The sequence below is a fragment of the Acidovorax sp. 1608163 genome, assembly GCF_003669015.1.
Taxonomy (GTDB): domain Bacteria; phylum Pseudomonadota; class Gammaproteobacteria; order Burkholderiales; family Burkholderiaceae_C; genus Acidovorax.
Map to the genome: position 1 here is coordinate 1,209,534 of NZ_CP033069.1, position 17,826 is coordinate 1,227,359.

Consider the following 17,826-nt stretch of genomic DNA (forward strand, 5'->3'; position numbering starts at 1 on the left):
AATACACAAACGGTTGCTTCTTGGTTGCGCGGGCTGCGCGCTGCGGCCCAGGGTGGCGGCAGAATCGGCCCGCTTGCAGTGCTGGCCCTGGCAATGGGGCTCGCTGCGCGGGGGGGGGCTGACGTGGAGGCAGCCCTTGTGCGCCCGGCACTGTGCGCTTTGCGCACCCTCTGGGCCACGCCCTACCTGTCCATTCAAACCAACGATTCAAATCACTATGGCATCTTCATTGGGTCAAAAATTCCGCAAGGCCTGGAACCGCTTGCCCAGCAGCGCACAGCTGGTGCTGTGGGCGGTGTGCATTCCCTTGCTGCTGTCTGGCATCGGGCTGTGGGAGTACCGCCAGTACCAGCACCCGGCTTTGTCTCCAGCGCAGCTGCAGCTGCTGCAAGAGGTGGCGCAGGCCCAGGCCGCACTGGCCGAGAACCCGCGCGCCTCACTCACCATCGATGGGCAAAAGTACAGCGGTTTCTCTGCATCGCTCAAGCTGCAGCAGATCGCCAAAAGCACCAAGGGCGACAGCGAAGCCCATGACCAGGTGGCGTCGGTGGTGCGCCCGGCCAGCATCGTGGCCATGGTGATGGGTGTGCTGGCGGCCCTGGTGGCGCTGGCAGGGCTGTGGGGCGTCAACGCCGCAGGCCGCCGGGCTTTGCAGTCGCGCGATGCGTTGATGGTGCAGTTTGCCCGTTGGCGCAACCTGCTGCCCACCTACCTCACGGTGCACATGGGCCTGCTGCTGGCCACGGTGGGGGCGCTGCTGGTGGTGCGCCTGGGCGTGGCGTACCAGGTGGTGATCCTGGGCCATGCAGGCAAGGGTGAGATGAAGTTCCAGGCGCTCATCTTGATCCTGGCGGGTACGGTGCTGTGGTGCGGCGCGACGTTGCTGCGCGCGCTGTACAAGTCGCTGCAAGAGCTGCACGATGAGCCCAGCGAAGTGATGGGCGTGACCGTGTCGCGCCAGGAGGCCCCCGCGCTGTGGGCCTATGTGGACACCCTGGCCCAGGGCGCCGGTGCCGCAGCCCCCGCCCACCTGGTGGTGGGGTTGACCGATGGCTTTTACGTCACGGCCCATGCCATGCGCCTGGTGCCCAGCGGCCAGCAGCTCACGGGCGAGACGATGTACTTGCCGCTCACCTACCTGTCGCTGCTGCAGCGCGATGAGATCAGCGCCATCCTGGCCCACGAGCTGGGCCACTTTGCCGGGGCCGACACGGCCTACAGCCTGCAGTTCTCGCCCATCTACCAGCGGCTGGTGGCCAGCCTGCACGCCATTTATGGGCGCGAGGACAGCAGCCCGTGGATGGACCTGCCCGCCACCTCGTTCATCGAATACCTGCTGGAGCGCTTTGACCTGGCGGTGAAGCACTGGAGCCGCGAGCGCGAGTTTGCCGCCGACCAAGTGGCGGCAAAGCTGGTCAGCGGCGACGCCATCGCCCGCTCGCTGGTGCGCGTGACGGCCTTGCATGAGGTGGTGAGCGATGTCCTCCATGAGATTGGCCGCCGCCCGCAAGAAGTGGGCAGTGACGTGGTACAGATGCTGCACGACGCTGTGCAGGCCAAGGGCCTGACGGCCCCCAACTTCGCCACCGAAGTGGCCACCGTGCACCCGACCGACACCCACCCCCCCACGCTGGAACGCGCCAAGGCCGTGAACGCCCCCGTGACCGATGCCATGGTGCAAGCCGCCCTGGTGCAGCCCGATGCGCAGGCGCTGGTGTGGGTGCGCTCACTGTTCGCCGACAGCCAGGGCCTGCAGGCACGGCTGTTGAATGACTTCAAAGGCGTGGCGCAAGAGCACAACGAGCAGGTGCGCAAGGATCTGGCCGAGGCGGTGCAGCAAGCGCAAGGCTCGCTGGAGCTGTATGAGCGCCGGGGCAATGTGTGGCTGTTTGGTGGGCTGGCGCTGGTGGCTTTGATCAGCGCCGTGGCCATCACCGTCCAGGCCCTCGTGGCGGGCAAGTCGTTTGCCCGTGTGCAGGATGTGGTGATGATTGCCTTGGCCTGCTTTGGTGGGCTGGCAGGTATGGCCTGGTTGTTCTGGCGTCGCTCATCGGTCATGGTGATGCAGCTCACGGCCGAGGGCATGCGCGTGCCGGGCTGGCCGCAGGTGGTGCCCTGGTCAGCCGTGGCGAACTATTCTTCCACCGTGGTCAACGGCTCCAACATGGTCATGACCTTTGACCTGGACCCTGCCGCCCCGCGCCTGCAGGCCCCCCACACGAACCTGCGCCGTGTCACCTACCGCCCCCAGAAGAACAAACTGGTGGTGGGCACCACCAAAGTCAAAGGCATGGACCTGGAGGCCCTGCACGATGCGGTGCAGCGCTACCTTTCGGGTTGGCATGCGCGCCAGCATCTGGCGTCGATGTAAGCACAGCGGCGGCCGAGCCACCCGCCTGCGCCGAAATGCGCAGCCCTCACCCTGCAGCCCCGGCGTACCCTCGATTGCACTGATTCGGTGGACTAGTACTTGGCCTTCAGTGCCACGGTGATGCGGCGGGGCTCCCCGTAAAAGTTCTGGCGGCCCAAGTTGCCCACTTTTTCGTAGTAGGTTTTGTCCAGCAGGTTGTCCACCGTCAGGCTCACGCCCAGGTGGTCATTGATCTGGTAGGCCACTTGTGCGTTGAGCAACGCATAGTCGCCCGACACCAGCCGCAGCGCGCCACTTTGTGCGTAGAACTCGCTGCGATACGACACGCCACCGCCCACACTCCATCCCTGCAAACCGGGGCTGCGCAAGGCGTAGCGGGTGGACAGGTTCAGGCTGTGGCGTGGGGTGACCGGGCTGAACACCTGGCCTTGCTGCGCAGCGGGTGCCTGCAGGTACTTGGTGTCGGTGTAGGCGTAACCCGCCAGCACATCCCAGCCGGGCGCCACCTGGCCGCTCACTTCCATCTCCAGGCCCTGGCTGCGCACTTTGCCGCCCGGGATGGACGCGGTGGTCACCACCGGGTCGGCAATGGCGCGGTCGCTGTCGAGGATGCGAAACACCGCCGCATGGGCCTGCAGGCGCTTGTTCAGGAATTCGCCCTTCACCCCCAGCTCGACCTGCGAGCCCGTGCGCGGGGGCAGCAGGCTGCCAGCAGCGGTCAACGCAGACTGCACCACCATGGTCTCGGCATAGCTGGCGTAGGCCGTGGTCTGTGCGTTCAGGTCATACAGTGCCGCCACGGACGGGATGAACTGCCGCCCCGGGTTGGCGGTGGAGGTGATCTTGCCGTCGCTCAGGCGCACGGTCTCTACCTTGGCCCACGACAGGCGCCCGCCCACCAGCACGCGCGCGCGGTCGGTCACGCTCAGCTGGGCCTGGCCGTACATCGCGTTCTCGGTGCGGCGGGTGTCGCTGTCATACCCGGGTAGCGTCAGCACGGGGTAGGGTGCGATGTAGTTGGGCGCAAAGATGTTGGCGGTGGACGTGGGGCCGTACACGTAGTTGCCGCCCAGGCTGTTGTTCTGGCTGTGGCTGGCACCCAGCAGCACGCGGTGGGTGCGGCCCAGCCACTGCACCGGCGTGGTCAGGTAGGCGTCGTAGTTGCGGTCGGTGTTCTCCTGCAGGTAGTCCACCGTTTGCATCTGGTAGCTGCCATTGGCGGCCACGGCCGAGTTGGCGCGGGCGGCGCTGTAGAACGATTCGCGCTGCACCTGGCGCGCCGCCAGCTTCACCAGTCCACCATTGGCCAGGCGGTGTTCCAGCTCGGCAAAGGTGTCGGTGGTGTCGAGGTTTTGCTGGTTGCGCGCCAGCCCGGCAAAGGTGGAGCGGGGCACGTCGAGCAGGCGGCCATCGGCATAGGCGGGCAGGCCCTGGTCGATGGTGGCGCGCACGCGCTGGCGGGTGTGGCCCACCGACAGTGTGGTGGCTGCGTTGATGTCCAGCTCCACCGTGCCATAGCCCGCTTGTTTGTCGTTGGACAGCGTGTCCACAAAACTCTTGCGCTCATCAGAGACCACCACCAGCCGCCCGCGCAGGCTGCCCGTGGCGTTGAGCGAGCCGGTGATGTCTACATCGGCACGGCGCATGTCCCACGCGCCTGCGGACAGGTTGGCCGACAGGCCCAGCTGGCTGCGCGCACGCTTGCGCACCAGGTTGATGGTGCCGCCCGGCTCGCTCGCGCCTTGCAGCAGGCCGGAGGGGCCGCGCAGCACTTCGATGCGGTCGTAGATGGCGGTGTCCAGCGCCGTCGCAAAGTTGGCGCCCTGTGGGATGGCAATGCCGTCGAGCTGGATGGCGCCGATGTCGAACCCGCGGGCCTGGATGGTGTTGTAGTTGCCCGCGCCGTCCAGGCGCGTCACGTTCACGCCGGTGGTCTGCTTGACGGCGTCTTCGAGCTTGGTGATGTTCAGGTCATCAAGCCGCTGGCGCGTGATGACGCTGATGGACTGCGGCGTTTCGCGGGGCGACTGCACCAGCTTGCCCACGCTCACCTCGCGGGCGGTGTACTGGCCCGAGCCTTCGGTGGCCGCGCTGTCGGCGCCGTCGGTCACCTTCACCTCGGGTAGTGCGGTGGTGGTCTGTGCCTGGGTTTGCTGGGCCATCGCCATGGTGGCTAGCAGCGAGACCGCAAGGGCCAGTGGGTGCATGCGCATGGTGCTTCTCCTCCCCGATGTTTGAAATATTGCTATTGAATTTGTAGCTGCTAGCGCTTGTTGATAAAGCGCTGGAGGCCTGTTTTGCTTGAAATGGCGTGCGCGAGCGATGCGCACGCCGGTTTGCGTGCGGGGGTCAGAAGTGCGTGCGCAGCGTGACCTGCAGGGCGCGGGGCGAGCCCGGCAGGATCAGGTTGTCGTTGCTGCCGTGGCTCGAAACGTAGTACTTGCGGTTGGCCAGGTTCTTCACGTTCACGTCCAGGTCCCACTGGCCCAGCGTGTATTGCAGGGCCGCATCCACCGTGGTGTAGGCGGGCAGGGTGACCAGGTTGGTGAGCGAGGTGAAGCGTTCACCCACATGGTTCACACCGCCGCCCAGGCGCAGGCCCTGGCCCAGGTCCTTCATCACCCAGGCAAAGGCGCTGTTGCGGGGGGTGAGGGCGGGCACCTTGCCCAGGGCTGGCACGGCGGCGGTGGGCAGCTGCGACGAGGTGGTGGTGGCCAGCGACTTGGTCATGCGCCCGTCCAGGTAGGCGTAGCCTGCGCTCACATCCCAGCGGCCGGGCAGGCGGCCGTTGGCGGTCAGCTCAAAGCCATTGGTGCGCTGCGTGCCAACGTTGATCTGGCGCGATGGGTTGGCGGGGTCGGTGTTCTTGATGTTGGTGCGCTCCAGGTTGAAGAGGGCGCCCGTCAGGTTCAGCTTGCCGTCCAGCAGGTCCAGCTTCACGCCAATTTCTTTGTTCTGGGTGATTTCTGGCTCGGCCGCCGTGATGTTGGTGGCCAGGGCAAAGGCCTCGGCCGAGGGCTGGAACGACTTGCTGTACGACACGTAGTACGAGACGGTATCGCTGGGCTGCCACACCAGACCGGCGCGGGGGCTGAGCTTTTTGTCGGTGCGCGAGAGCGTGGCGAGCTTGCGGTCAAAACGCGTCTCTTGCCCGTACACGTCCCAGCGTGCGCCCACCAGGGCCTTCCACTGGGGGGCCAGGGTGATCTGGTCTTGCCAGTACAGCGCGGCGGTGTCTTGTGTGGTGTGGCTGGGGATGGCGTTGTCGGCGTTGTAGTTGGCCGCCGGGATGACGGGGGCTGCACCGCTGGGGTTGAGGATGGACACGCGGTCGGCCCCGCCCGAGACGGATTCAGAGCGCTTCTTTTGCTGGCCCAGCTCCATGCCCATCAGCCACTCTTGCTTGAGCCCGCCGAGCTGGTTGCGCCAGGTCACATCGGTCTGGTTGAACACGCCCTTCTCGTCGCGCAGGATGAAGGCGCGGGTGCGGCCCACCGTCATGGCGACGGGGTCGGTGGTGCCACCGGGCAGGGTGTTGTAGCGGTCCAGGCTGTAGTCGTAGGCGCGCGTCACGTTGCGCACCGACCAGTCGTCGTTGAAGCGGTGGTTGAGCGTGGCGGTGAACGACTGCATGGCGCTGGTGGTGGTGTCGTCCTGCGCGGCGTTGCTGGAGCCGTAGTAGGTGCTGGCCGCCACGTTGACCGGGCGCCCGTTCAGCGCCGGGATGCCGAAGTCCGTCAGGCGCTTGTCGCGGGCGTGGGTGTATTGCAGCAGCAAATCGGTTTGCGGCGCGAGCTTGAGGGCCAGCGACGGCGCAAAGTTGTGGCGCTTCACAAACTGCTGGTCGCGGTAGCTGCCAGAGTCTTCCACGGCGGCATTGAGGCGAAAGGCCGCTGCATCGCTGATGCCCACGTTCAGGTCGGCCGTGGCGCGGCGATAGTCAAAACTGCCCACACCCACCGAGGCTTCGCCAGAGGTCTCGCCAAACTGCGGCTTTTTGGTGACGCGGTTGATGAGGCCGCCCGAAGACCCGCGCCCATACAGCACGGCGGCCGGGCCCTTGAGCACTTCGATGCGCTCGATGTCGGCCAGGTCTCGGAAGTACAGCGCGTCGTCGCGCACCCCGTCCACAAACTGGTCGGCAATGGCGGTGAAGCCGCGAATCACCACCTGGTCGCGCTGGCCGTCGCCGTGGCTCATGGCCACACCGGGCACGTTGCGCAGTGCGTCTTCCATCGAACGGGCGCCCTGGTCGCGCAGCAACTGGGCAGGCACCACGTTCACGGCCTGTGGCACATCGCGCAGGGGCGCGCTGCCCTTGGTGGCGGTGGAGGTGGCCGTGGGGGTGTAGGTGTCGTCTTGCGGCGCGGCCTTGATGGTGACTTCGCCCAGCGCCTTGGGGGCTGCGGCGTCGGCCGGGGTGCCTTGGGCCAGGGCGGAGCCACAGGCCAGCAACAGCACGGCTGCAGCGAGTGGGCTGAGGGTGTGGGCCAAGGGCGCGGTGTGCCGCAATGCGGGCGATAGGGAGGATGAACGCATACGAGATTCCTGACGGAGAGTGGATGAAACACAGGGGCGCCGCACCACCGCGCAGGCAACAGCCTGCGCTCGGTGGCGCTGCACTGGAAGATGGGTCAACGGCGGCAGTGAAAGCCGCTTGGGTGTTGCAACCCGCTGGGCTAAAACCCGCTGAAGTACGCCAGCAGCCCTGCCGCCAGCGCTGTGGCGCCCAGTGGGGGGGCGCGCTGGGGCAACCAGGTCACGGTGGCGGTGGCCGCCACGGCCGCCACCGACAGAGCTGCGGCCCACACCGTGACACCGATGGAGGCTGGCACGCCCGGTGGCGTGCGGGTGGCCAGCCACAACGAGGCCAGCAAGATGACCCAGCCCACGCGGCGCAGCGTACGCAGGCGTGCGGCGGCGGCCTCTTGGCCCAAGGCGTCTTCGTGGTGTTTGTCCATGCCCAGGGCCATGGCCAGCCAGGCCGCAAAGCAAAACAGGAAGGCAGACATGGGTTCAGGTTCCTGCGGTGATTTCTGAGGCCGCGTTGGGCAGGGCATGCGCCGCCGGTGCGGAGGCTTGGGGCGCTGCCGTGTGGGGGCGGGCGGGCCGTTGTTGGGTGGGGGACGCCTTGGTCGGCTGGCGGCGGTGCAGGTGCCACGCCACCGCACCCAGCACGGCACCGGTGGCCAAAAAGGCCAGGTCCAGCCCCGCCCAGGTCCAGTCGCCCGCAGGCAAGGTGATGCCCAGGTGGGCGGATGTGGTCAAGGCATTGAGCACGGGCAGCAAGGCCCACACCACAGCGGCCAGGGCCACCACCACGGTCCAGCCCATACGCCGGGGGCACAGCAGGCCCCATACCAGGGCCAGAGCCCAGGTGGCAAAGAAGCAGGCCAGTTCGGTGTCGGCGCGCTCGGGCAGGGCCAGTGGCAGCAGCCGGTTGGCGGCCAGGAACACGCCGCAGGCCAGCGGCAGGCCCGCCAGGGTGGCAATGTTCAGGCCCGCCACCAGGCGCTCGCCCAGCGGCAGGCGCGGTGGGGTCTGGGCGGCGTTCTTGCGCTGGGCCTGCGCGCTGCGCTTGACGGACCACAGCACCATGCCGGTGGCAATCATCAAACTGCCCAGCAGGCCAAAGCCAAACAGCGTCCACCGCAGGCCCGTGCCTGCAAAGCGGGCCAGGTGCAGCCCATACAGCACGCCATAGGTGGTGATGCCAGCGCTGTTGGGATTGGCCTCGGCAATGGGTTGCGCGGTGGTGGCATCAAACAGCAGGCGGGGCGGGCGGTATTGTAGGCGGTCGCCCTCGTGGCGGGTGACTTCCACCACCGGGTTGCCCTTGGTGTCGCGCCGCGCCTGGATGGCGCCAATGCGGCCGCCCTCCCAGTGCTTTTGCGCCGCGGCCATGATGGTGGCCACGGGCACCAGCGGCAGGGGCTCGACCTTGGCCCCTGGGTCGCGCCGGGCCCGGCGCTCGGGCTTGTCGCCCTGCAGGTCGGCAAAGTAGGTGTTCGAGTCCACCTTGCCATCGGCGCCGACATACGCCGTGGCGATGCCGCTGGGCAGGTACAGCGAGTGGAAGATCATCAGCCCGCTGAAAGTGATCATCAGGTAAAACGGCAACACCAGAACGCCCGAGACGTTGTGCGCATCCAGCCAGGCCCGCTGGCCGCCTTTGCTGGGGCGGAAGGTGAAGAAGTCCTTGAAGATGCGCCGGTGCGTGACCACACCGGTCAGCAGGGCAATGAACATGAGCAGCGTGGCCACGCCCACCACCCAGCGGCCCTCCAGCGTCCAGCGGCCCTTTTGCGCGGTGCGCAGCTCGAAGTGAAAGCGGTAGAAAAAGTCGCCCCCCATGGACTGGCGGATGTCCACCGCCTCGCCCGTTTGCGGGTTCATGCGCAAGGTTTCAAAGCGGCCATTGCCCGTGTCGCGCCACAGCACGTTCACGGCCGGGTCGCGCTCGTCGGGCAGGTGCATGATCCATTGGGTCACATCCGGCACCTTGCGGTGCAGGGCGGCCAGGGCTTTTTCTGCCGTGTTCGTCTCGGTGTCTGCGGCGGTGGCAGGCAGCCCGTGCAGCTCAGGGTGAGTCCACAGGTTCAGCTCGTTTCGGAAGAACGACAGCGTGCCTGTGAGGAAGATGGCAAACAGCAGCCAGCCCAGCACCAGCCCGGCCCAGGTGTGCAGCCACGACATGGCTTGGCGAAAGCCTTCGCGGTCGTTCGGTGTCTTGGCTTTGGCCCCTGCCTGTGCGGGCAGGGCGCTCTCGGTGGCTGGCATCGTGCTCATGCTGCAGCCCCCAGCCAGCGCGGAGCCATGGCCGCAGCGCCCATCACGGCTGCGGGCGCCAGCGTGCCCAGCCAGGCACCCCAGCTGGTGCGCGCATAAAACACCCAGGCCACCGCCGCAGCGTAGGCCAGCCAGGCCAGCATGGTGGCCGTGAGCACCGCATCCACCCGGGGCATGGCCTTTGCCAGCGCCAGCGACAGCGCCGCCGCAAACGCCGCCGCCACGGCATAGCCCCCGGCGGCAGCGGCCAGGGTGCGTGAGGCAATGGTGAGGCGGTACCGCCAATCGACTCGGGCGGTTTTCATGGCTGCACCCGTGGGGCAAAACGATGGGTGCAGAGTGCGCGGCGCGGCATGGCAGGGGCTCCAGTTTGGGGTGGTCCTCAGGACCAATTCAAAGGCTGGCTGCTCACCGGGTTGGCTCCGGTCATGCTGGCTTGCTGGGCCGCGATTCTACTTTTATTGAGAAGTATTCGTATTCATTTTGTAAAGATTTGCTTGTGTTGGCGCAAGATTGCAACGACCTAAAGCGGGTGCGTGGGCCAAGCCTGGGCGAAAAAAAACGGGCCTGGGCCCGTTGAGAGTGCGGTGGTGCCGCAACGAGGTCGTGCCAAGCACGCCCCGGTGTGATCAGTCCGCGTCGCCCATTTGCGACTGCAGGTAGTTTTGGATGCCCACTTTGTCGAGCAGGTCGATCTGGGTTTCCAGAAAGTCGATGTGCTCTTCGGTGTCATCCAGGATTTTTTGCAGCAGGTCGCGCGAGACATAGTCGCGCACGCTTTCGCAGTGGGCAATGCCTTCCTTGATGGTGGCTTGTGCGCCTTGTTCTGCGCGCAGGTCGCAGGCCAGGATCTCTGGCACGTCTTCACCCACTTGCAGCTTGGCCAGGTCTTGCAGGTTGGGCAGGCCGTCCAGCATGAAGATGCGGTCCATCAGCCAGTCGGCATGCTTCATCTCGCCAATCGACTCTTCGTATTCCTTCTTGGCCAGCTTGTCGAAGCCCCAGTGCTTGAGCATGCGGTAGTGCAGGAAGTACTGGTTGATGGCCGTGAGTTCGTTCTTCAGTTGCGCCTGCAGGTGCGCGATGACTTGTGCGTCGCCTTTCATGGGGGCTCCTTCCTTGTTTGTTGTGTGGATGCGCGATTGTGCCGGGCCTGTGCGTGCGCTGACAACACAAGCCCCTGTTGGCCCGCATTGGCTGCGTGTGATGCGCAATACCGTTTGCATTCGCGGGCCTTTGGGGGACCAGATACTCTTTCATAAAATAGTCACAGGCAATTGATTCAATGAAATCAATTAATTGGATGCATGGCTCCAATGCGCCTAGACTTCAGTCCTGTTCAGTCAACCAACCCTTTAAGGAAACAGCAATGTCCCTGATCAATACGCAAGTCCAGCCTTTCAAGACCGAAGCTTTTGTGAACCGCAATGGCAAGGGTGAGTTCATCACCGTGACGGAAGAAAGCCTGAAGGGCAAGTGGTCCGTGCTGATCTTCATGCCTGCCGCTTTCACTTTCAACTGCCCCACCGAAATCGAAGACGCTGCTGACAACTACGCAGCCTTCCAGGCCGCTGGCGCAGAGGTCTACATCGTGACGACCGACACGCACTTCTCGCACAAGGTGTGGCACGAAACCTCCCCCGCCGTGGGCAAGGCCAAGTTCCCCCTGGTCGGCGACCCAACACACACCCTGACCAACGCTTTTGGCGTGCACATCCCTGAAGAAGGCCTGGCACTGCGCGGCACCTTCGTGATCAACCCCGATGGCGTGATCAAGACCCTGGAAATCCACTCCAACGAAATCGCCCGCGACGTGTCGGAAACCCTGCGCAAGCTCAAGGCTGCCCAGTTCACCGCCGCCAACCCTGGCCAAGTGTGCCCCGCCAAGTGGAAGGAAGGCGCCAAGACTTTGGCTCCATCGCTGGACCTGGTTGGCAAGATCTAAGCCCTGCATTGCGTCGGCTGAGCGCGCGACTGCAGCGCGCTCCCCAAAGCCGGACAGCGCCATGGCGTTCGCGCCATGCCGTCCGGCTTTTTTTCGCCCGGAATTTGGCCATCAGGCTTGAATGAATCGCCTGAAGCCCTTAAACCTACAAAACCACAACTCGAATTTTCAGGAAGCCACCATGCTCGACGACCAACTCAAATCGCAACTCTCGGCCTATCTGGAACGCGTGCAACAGCCGTTTGAACTGGTGGCTTCTCTGGACGACAGCGACACCGCCCGCGAGATGCGTGAGCTGCTCGAAACCATCCAGTCCCTGCGCAGCGACAAGATCACCCTGCGCACCGACGGCAACGATGCCCGCAAGCCATCCTTCAGCCTGCAGCGCGTGGGCAGCGACAACAGCCTGCGGTTTGCAGGATTGCCCTTGGGCCATGAGTTCACCTCGCTGGTGCTGGCCCTGCTGTGGACGGGCGGCCACCCACCGAAGGTGGAGCAAGAAGTCATCGACCAGATCAAGGCGCTGGATGGCGACTTCAACTTCGAGATGTACATGAGCTTGACCTGCCACAACTGCCCGGACGTGGTGCAGGCGCTGTCGCTCATGGCCATCTTGAACCCCAAGGTCAAGACCACGGTGATCGAAGGCGGCGCCTTCCAGGCCGAAGTGACCGAGCGCGAAATCATGGCCGTGCCCATGGTGTTTTTGAACGGCCAACTGTTTGGCTCGGGCCGCATGACGCTGGAAGAAATCGTCGCCAAGCTCGACACCGGCTCTGCGGCCCGCGAAGCTGCCAAGCTCAGCGCCAAGGATGCGTACGACGTGCTCATCGTTGGCGGTGGCCCCGCTGGTGCCGCAGCGGCGGTGTATGCCGCCCGCAAGGGCATCCGCACCGGCGTGGCTGCCGAGCGCTTTGGCGGCCAGGTCAACGACACGCTGGGCATTGAGAACTACATCTCGGTGCTCGAAACCGACGGCCCCAAGTTTGCCGCTGCCCTCGAAGCCCACACCCGCGCCTACGACGTGGACATCATGAACCTGCAGCGCGCCGAGAAGATCATCCCCGCCGCGCAGCCCGGCGGCCTGATCGAGGTGCAACTGGCCAACGGTGGCACGCTCAAGTCCAAGACGGTGATCCTGTCCACCGGCGCCCGCTGGCGCAATGTGAACGTGCCCGGCGAAGCCGAGTACAAGAACAAGGGCGTGGCCTATTGCCCGCACTGCGACGGCCCGCTGTTCAAGGGCAAGCGCACGGCGGTGATCGGCGGCGGCAACTCGGGCGTGGAAGCGGCGATTGACCTCGCGGGCATCGTGCAGCACGTCACGCTGATCGAGTTTGCCGACCAATTGAAGGCCGACGCCGTGCTGGTCAACAAGCTCAAGAGCCTGCCCAACGTGACCATCCACGCCAACGCCCAGACCACCGAAATCACGGGTGCCGACGGCAAGGTCAACGGTCTGAAGTACAAGGACCGCGCCACGGGTGAAGAGCATCTGGTGCCGCTGGAAGGCGTGTTCGTGCAGATCGGCCTGGTGCCCAACACCGAATGGCTCAAGGGCACGGTCGAACTCTCCAAGTTCGGTGAGATCGTGATCGACGCCAAGGGCCACACCAATGTGCCCGGCGTGTTTGCCGCCGGTGACTGCACCACAGTGCCTTACAAGCAGATCGTGATTGCGGCGGGTGCCGGTGCCACGGCAGCGCTCAGTGCGTTCGATCACATGATTCGCATGCCTGTGGCCGCTTGATGTGAGTGAAATTGGGCTCTAGCGCTTATAGATAAGGCGCTAGAAGCTATAGAAAACGTAGCAAATCAGGCGCCTTCAGCGCTGAACAGAAAGCCGGGGTGGCGATGCTGCCCCGGCTTTTTTCATGGGGTGGCTGTGCCAAGTTCCTTGGAGGGTGTGGGGGAGTTGTTGGTATTGATAATTATTCTCATGTAATATATTGCATCCACGCCAGCCAGCGCAGGCCTGCCCATGCTTGGGGCATGGTCTGCACGCGGAGCCAGCTTCTTGTCACGCATTTTTGACCCAGGAAGAGGCCCGCTTTGGCGCACGTTCACGCATCCTTTTTTCGTTCTCCGCTCCCCCTCAAGCCGGTCGCGCTGGCAGCGGCCCTCACCGTCGCGTCCTTGTCGGCAGTGCACGGCCAAGAGCTGCTGGCCCAGGCCGGTGGCACGCCGCTGCTCAAAGAGGTGGTTATCAGCAGCACGCGCAGCGAGCAAAACCCGGACGACCTGCCCATGCGCATTGATGTGATCAATGCCCAGGCGCTGGAAGAGGGTCAGGTGCGCGACCTGCGCGATGTGGCGCGCGATCAGCCCAACATCACCGTGCCGCGCTCGCCTGCGCGCTTCACGCTGGCCAGCGGCTCCACGGGGCGTGACCAGAATGCGGGCTTCAACATCCGGGGCCTGGAGGGCAACCGGGTGCTGATGCTGGTCGATGGCATTCGCTTGCCGCGCAGCTATGTGTTCAGCGCCAACGCCTTTGGCCGTGACTATGTGGACGTGGGGCTGCTGCAACGCATCGAGGTGCTGCGTGGCGCTACGTCGGCCCTGTATGGGTCTGACGGCATGGGCGGGCTGGTCAACTTCATCACGGCCGACCCGTCCGCCTTTTTGAAGGACGGCAAAACCCTGGGTGGCCGCGTGAGTGCGGCCTATGACGGTGATGACGATGGCAAGCGCCTGGGCGCCACGCTGGCGGGCCGCACCAATGACACAGTGCAATGGCTGGTCAGCGCCAACGTGGGCCGTGCCAACGAACTAGAGAACATGGGCACCAACGATGCGGCCAATGTGGACCGCACGCTGCCCAACCCGCAAAAGGACAAGAACGCCTCGGTGTTGGGCAAGGTGGTGGTCACGCCCGGCGGCGGACAGCGCCATGTGTTCACGCTGGAGCATGTGGACAAAACGGCCGACTACGAGCTGCTGAGCGCCCGCAGCAAGGCGCCGCTCACCAGCACCTCGGTGCTGGGTTCCACCTCGTTCACCGACATGCAGCGCAGCCGCGCCACCTGGGAGGGCAACTGGCGCGTGAACACCGCCTGGGCCGACGATGTGAAGGCGGTGCTCAGCTACCAGGATGCGCAGTCGCGCGAGTACATCACCGAAGACCGCAACACCGCTGCCGACCGCGTGCGCGATGTGACCTATGACGAGCGCACGCTGCAGGCCAACCTGCAGGGCAGCAAGCTGATCCGCATGGGGTCGGGCGCAGATGCCTGGGCGCAAAAGCTCACCTACGGGCTGGACTACACCCGTGCAGAGGTTGAAAACCTGCAGACCGGCGTGACGCCGCCTGCGGGCGAAACCTTCCCGCTCAAGCGCTTCCCCGACACCACCGAGAGCAGCGCTGCGCTGTATGTGCAGGACGAGTTCATCCGTGGGCCGTGGAGCATCACGCCTGGCGTGCGTTTCGACAGCTTCCGCATCAAAGCCGACCAGGCTGGTTTTGCGGCCAACGCCGTCTCGCTCTCGGGCCACGCCACATCGCCCAAGCTGGGCGTGCTCTACCGTGCCAACGAGGCATGGAGCCTGTATGGCAACTACGCGGCAGGCTTCCGTGCGCCCAATGCCGGGCAGGTGAATGCGTTCTTTGAGAACACCGCCCAGGGATACAAGAGCATTCCCAACCCCAACCTGCGCCCCGAGAAAAGCCAGAACTTTGAAGTGGGTGCACGCGGGCGGCTGCAGGCTTTTTCCATCGAGGCGGCTGCTTTCACGGGGCGCTACAAAGATTTCATTGAGGACTTGCAGGTCGTTGGCGGCACGGGTGCGCCTGGCAATCCTGTGGTCTATCAGTCCATCAACTTGGGCCGCGTCAAGATCGACGGCTTTGAAATCAAGGGCAACATGGCCTGGGGCGACTGGCAGGGCGGGCGCATCAGCACGCCCTTTGCCTACGGCCAGGCGCGCGGGCGCGACACCAACACGGGCCGAGCCGTCAACTCGGTGGAGCCGCAGCGCCTGACGGCCGGTGTGCGCTACGACACCGCCGCCTGGCATGTGCGCCTCGATGCCACCCACAGCGCTGCCAAAAAGGCAGACGACGTCTACACCGCTGCGGGCAGCACGCAATACCTCACCCCCGCCTACACCACGCTGGACCTGAGCGGCCAGTGGCGCATCCGCAAGGACCTGCGCCTGAATGCAGGCCTCTACAACCTCACCGACAAGAAGTACTGGCGCTGGGCCGATGTGCGTGGGCTGGCTGCTGGCAACAGCACCATCGACGCTTACAGCCAGCCAGGGCGCTCGGTGCGCGTGTCGCTGGTGGCGGACTTCTGACGCACGCTACCCCAACCCCTGTCCACCCCAACCAGGAGAACCCCATGGGCACCATCCCCGGTGACAACACCGCCACCCCAGAGGCCAACCGCGACGAGGAATACAGCATGCCATGCATGGAGGCCCTGCTGGCAGGCACGTTGGCGCTGATGACCGGCTACGCGCAGGCCTGCTGCGACAGCCACCGCGAAGCCATGGCCCGCAAGATCGCCACCAACCTGGAGGCGCTGGGCCAGGCCCAGGCGCTGAGCCCGCACTTTCGCACCATGCTGTGGAACCTGCAGGCGCGCTGGCAACCGCAAGGTCTGCAAGAGCACGCCAGCGCAGCCCTCACGGCGGCAGAGCAGCGCCGCGCGCTGTGGCTGGCCGCACCGGAGGCTGTGCAATGAGCGCCGTGCTGTCTTCGCCGTTGGACGTTGTGCCGCCCGCGGCCCTGGCCCCCGCCATCCGCGAGCAGTTTGCCGCGTTGCGCGCCCAGGGCCTGCGCGCCCGCGATGCGGCCGAACGCATGCAGCAGCCCGAGGGCGCTGTGGTGGCGGCCCATGCGGGCGAGCACGCTTATGCCTTGAAGGCACTGGCGCTGCGCGGGCCGTGGTTGGAGTTGCTGCAAGCCTTGCAGGCCTGCGGCCCGCTGATGGCGCTGACCCGCAACGAATCCACCGTGCACGAGAAGACCGGTGTGTACCAGAACGTCTCGGCCACCGGGCCTGTGGGGCTGGCGCTGGGGCCAGACATTGACCTGCGCCTGTTCTTTGCCCAGTGGCATGCCGGCTTTGCCGTGACGGAGCCGGGCCGCCCCGGCCACCCGAGCGCGCAAAGCCTGCAGTTCTTCAACGCCCAGGGCCATGCGGTGCACAAAATTTATGTGCGCGAGCAGACCGACCTGGCTGTGTGGAACGCCGTGGTGGCGCGCTTTGCCGAGCCCAGCGCGGGCTATGTGTTCCAGCCCGCAGGCCCCAAGCCCGCCGTGCAGACCGATGGGGACATTGACGCCCCGGGCCTGCGCCAGGGCTGGAGCGACATGCAGGACACACACGAGTTCTTTGGCCTGCTGCGCCAATTTGGCGCAGAGCGGCAGCAGAGCTTTCGGCTGGTGGAGGGGCAGTTCACCCAGCGCCTGCAGGTCCAGGCCGTGCCCTGGCTGCTCGAGCGCGCCGCACGCGATGGCTTGCCCATCATGGTGTTTGTGGGCAGTGGTGGCTGCATCCAGATCCACACGGGGCCGGTGCACACCATTCGCCCCATGGACACGGCCGAGGCCCGCTGGATCAATGTGCTGGACCCGGGCTTCAACCTGCACCTGCGCACCGACCGCATCGCCGCCGTGTGGGCGGTGGAGAAGCCCACGGCCGATGGCGTGGTGACCTCGGTCGAGGCCTTTGACCACGACGGCGAGCTGATGGCCATGTTCTTTGGCGAGCGCAAACCCGGCCAAGCAGAGCTGATGGGTTGGCGCGACCTGGTGGCGGGCTTGCCCCGTGTCGATATGCCGGTGCTGCAGCCATGAAGCACGAGATGAAAACCGCCAGCTCTGCGGCCTGTTCATTGCCGCGCAGAGCCGTGCTGGGCGCGATGGGCGCATTGGGTGCGTCGGCATGGGCTTTCCCCCTTGCAGCGTCGGCGCAGACCACCCCTGCACGTGCGGCGCAGCGCCTGGTGGTGCTGGGCGGCGCGCTGACCGAGGTGGTGTACCTGCTGGGGGCGCAGGCCCAACTGGTGGGCACGGACACCACCAGCCTGTTCCCCGAAGCCGCTCAGCGCACGCCCAAGGTGGGCTATATGCGGCAGCTCTCGGCCGAAGGGCTGTTGTCGCTGCGGCCCGATTGCTTGCTGGGCACCGAAGAGGCCGGGCCCCGCGTGGTGCTGGACCAGGTGCGCAGCGCCGGGGTGCGCATCGAGCTGGTGCCCGCCAGCCACAACTGGGCCGAGGTGCAGCGCAAGGTGGCCGTGGTGGGCCAGGTGGTGGGGCGCGAGAGCGTCGCCCAGGCCCTGCTGGTGCGCCTGGATGCCGACTGGGCCCGTGTGCAGCAGCAGGTGGCTGCCGCCCCGCGCAAGCCGCGTGCACTGTTCATCCTGTCGCACGGCGGCAGCCCCATGGTGGCTGGCACGGGCACGGCGGCCGATGCGCTCATCCGCTATGCGGGCGGTGTCAATGCCGTCACCGGGTTTGCGGGCTACCGCCCCTGGACGGCCGAAGCCCTGGCCGAGGCCGCGCCCGACGTGCTGCTCAACACCACCCAGGGCATCGAAGCCATGGGCGGTGAAGAGGCCTTCTGGCAGCGGCCCGAGTTGGCCCTGACCCCTGCCTTTGCCCGCAAGGCCCTGGTGGCCATGGAGGCCAACCACCTGCTGGGCTTTGGGCCCCGCCTGCCCGGTGTGGTGCAAGCGCTGCACACGCGCATGCGCAGCCTGGTGGCTTGAT

Annotated in this window: 13 protein-coding genes; 7 read left to right on the forward strand and 6 right to left on the reverse strand. The window is 65.7% G+C overall.

Going from position 1 to position 17,826, the window contains the following annotated elements:
• Nucleotides 1-217 precede the first annotated feature (217 nt).
• Nucleotides 218-2,371, forward strand: a complete 2,154-nt coding sequence (locus EAG14_RS05440) for a M48 family metallopeptidase (RefSeq protein WP_121728294.1) — start codon at nt 218-220, stop codon at nt 2,369-2,371.
• A 92-nt stretch (nt 2,372-2,463) separates the two neighbouring features.
• On the opposite strand, the gene EAG14_RS05445 is transcribed toward EAG14_RS05440, so the two are convergent.
• From EAG14_RS05445 to bfr, 6 genes are all read right to left on the reverse strand, one after another.
• Nucleotides 2,464-4,584, reverse strand: coding sequence for a TonB-dependent siderophore receptor (locus EAG14_RS05445; protein WP_121728295.1), 2,121 nt, complete (start codon nt 4,582-4,584; stop codon nt 2,464-2,466).
• Nucleotides 4,585-4,720: 136 nt separating this feature from the next.
• On the reverse strand, nt 4,721-6,910 hold the full coding sequence (locus tag EAG14_RS05450) for a TonB-dependent siderophore receptor (protein ID WP_121728296.1): 2,190 nt from the start codon (nt 6,908-6,910) through the stop codon (nt 4,721-4,723).
• Between the two features lie 140 nt (nt 6,911-7,050).
• Complete coding sequence (locus EAG14_RS05455) at nt 7,051-7,383, reverse strand: DUF3325 domain-containing protein (RefSeq protein ID WP_121728297.1); 333 nt, start codon at nt 7,381-7,383, stop codon at nt 7,051-7,053.
• Between the two features lie 4 nt (nt 7,384-7,387).
• The gene (locus EAG14_RS05460) at nt 7,388-9,151 is read right to left on the reverse strand and encodes a PepSY domain-containing protein (protein WP_121730312.1); all 1,764 of its coding nucleotides are present in this window, start codon (nt 9,149-9,151) and stop codon (nt 7,388-7,390) included.
• A 5-nt stretch (nt 9,152-9,156) separates the two neighbouring features.
• Entirely contained in the window at nt 9,157-9,465 is a 309-nt protein-coding gene (locus EAG14_RS05465) for a DUF3649 domain-containing protein (RefSeq protein WP_121728298.1), read from the reverse strand.
• A 324-nt stretch (nt 9,466-9,789) separates the two neighbouring features.
• Nucleotides 9,790-10,266 (reverse strand): bacterioferritin, encoded by a 477-nt coding sequence (bfr, locus tag EAG14_RS05470; protein ID WP_099656295.1) that lies wholly within the window; start codon nt 10,264-10,266, stop codon nt 9,790-9,792.
• 263 nt (nt 10,267-10,529) lie between these two features.
• Here bfr and ahpC point away from each other — a divergent pair, with 263 nt between their 5' ends.
• From ahpC to EAG14_RS05500, 6 genes are all read left to right on the forward strand, one after another.
• A complete protein-coding gene (gene ahpC / locus EAG14_RS05475; protein ID WP_099656294.1) occupies nt 10,530-11,105 on the forward strand; it encodes an alkyl hydroperoxide reductase subunit C in 576 nt (191 codons plus the stop codon).
• A 181-nt stretch (nt 11,106-11,286) separates the two neighbouring features.
• Nucleotides 11,287-12,855 (forward strand): alkyl hydroperoxide reductase subunit F, encoded by a 1,569-nt coding sequence (ahpF, locus tag EAG14_RS05480; protein WP_099656293.1) that lies wholly within the window; start codon nt 11,287-11,289, stop codon nt 12,853-12,855.
• A 302-nt stretch (nt 12,856-13,157) separates the two neighbouring features.
• On the forward strand, nt 13,158-15,404 hold the full coding sequence (locus EAG14_RS05485) for a TonB-dependent hemoglobin/transferrin/lactoferrin family receptor (protein WP_121728299.1): 2,247 nt from the start codon (nt 13,158-13,160) through the stop codon (nt 15,402-15,404).
• 44 nt (nt 15,405-15,448) lie between these two features.
• Complete coding sequence (locus EAG14_RS05490) at nt 15,449-15,793, forward strand: hypothetical protein (RefSeq protein WP_099658752.1); 345 nt, start codon at nt 15,449-15,451, stop codon at nt 15,791-15,793.
• On the forward strand, nt 15,790-16,911 hold the full coding sequence (locus EAG14_RS05495; RefSeq protein WP_121728300.1) for a hemin-degrading factor: 1,122 nt from the start codon (nt 15,790-15,792) through the stop codon (nt 16,909-16,911). Before EAG14_RS05490 ends, EAG14_RS05495 begins: the two co-directional genes overlap by 4 nt.
• Before the next feature lie 65 nt (nt 16,912-16,976).
• Nucleotides 16,977-17,825, forward strand: a complete 849-nt coding sequence (locus tag EAG14_RS05500) for a hemin ABC transporter substrate-binding protein (protein WP_121730313.1) — start codon at nt 16,977-16,979, stop codon at nt 17,823-17,825.
• Nucleotide 17,826 lies beyond the last annotated feature (1 nt).

Bases quoted from the DNA above. Each gene is read 5' to 3' on its own strand.
- EAG14_RS05440 (WP_121728294.1), top strand. From the start codon at position 218: ATGGCATCTTCATTGGGTCAAAAATTCCGCAAGGCCTGGAACCGCTTG.
- EAG14_RS05445 (WP_121728295.1), bottom strand. From the start codon at position 4,584: ATGCGCATGCACCCACTGGCCCTTGCGGTCTCGCTGCTAGCCACCATG.
- EAG14_RS05450 (WP_121728296.1), bottom strand. From the start codon at position 6,910: ATGCGTTCATCCTCCCTATCGCCCGCATTGCGGCACACCGCGCCCTTG.
- EAG14_RS05455 (WP_121728297.1), bottom strand. From the start codon at position 7,383: ATGTCTGCCTTCCTGTTTTGCTTTGCGGCCTGGCTGGCCATGGCCCTG.
- EAG14_RS05460 (WP_121730312.1), bottom strand. From the start codon at position 9,151: ATGCCAGCCACCGAGAGCGCCCTGCCCGCACAGGCAGGGGCCAAAGCC.
- EAG14_RS05465 (WP_121728298.1), bottom strand. From the start codon at position 9,465: ATGAAAACCGCCCGAGTCGATTGGCGGTACCGCCTCACCATTGCCTCA.
- bfr (WP_099656295.1), bottom strand. From the start codon at position 10,266: ATGAAAGGCGACGCACAAGTCATCGCGCACCTGCAGGCGCAACTGAAG.
- ahpC (WP_099656294.1), top strand. From the start codon at position 10,530: ATGTCCCTGATCAATACGCAAGTCCAGCCTTTCAAGACCGAAGCTTTT.
- ahpF (WP_099656293.1), top strand. From the start codon at position 11,287: ATGCTCGACGACCAACTCAAATCGCAACTCTCGGCCTATCTGGAACGC.
- EAG14_RS05490 (WP_099658752.1), top strand. From the start codon at position 15,449: ATGGGCACCATCCCCGGTGACAACACCGCCACCCCAGAGGCCAACCGC.
- EAG14_RS05495 (WP_121728300.1), top strand. From the start codon at position 15,790: ATGAGCGCCGTGCTGTCTTCGCCGTTGGACGTTGTGCCGCCCGCGGCC.
- EAG14_RS05500 (WP_121730313.1), top strand. From the start codon at position 16,977: ATGGGCGCATTGGGTGCGTCGGCATGGGCTTTCCCCCTTGCAGCGTCG.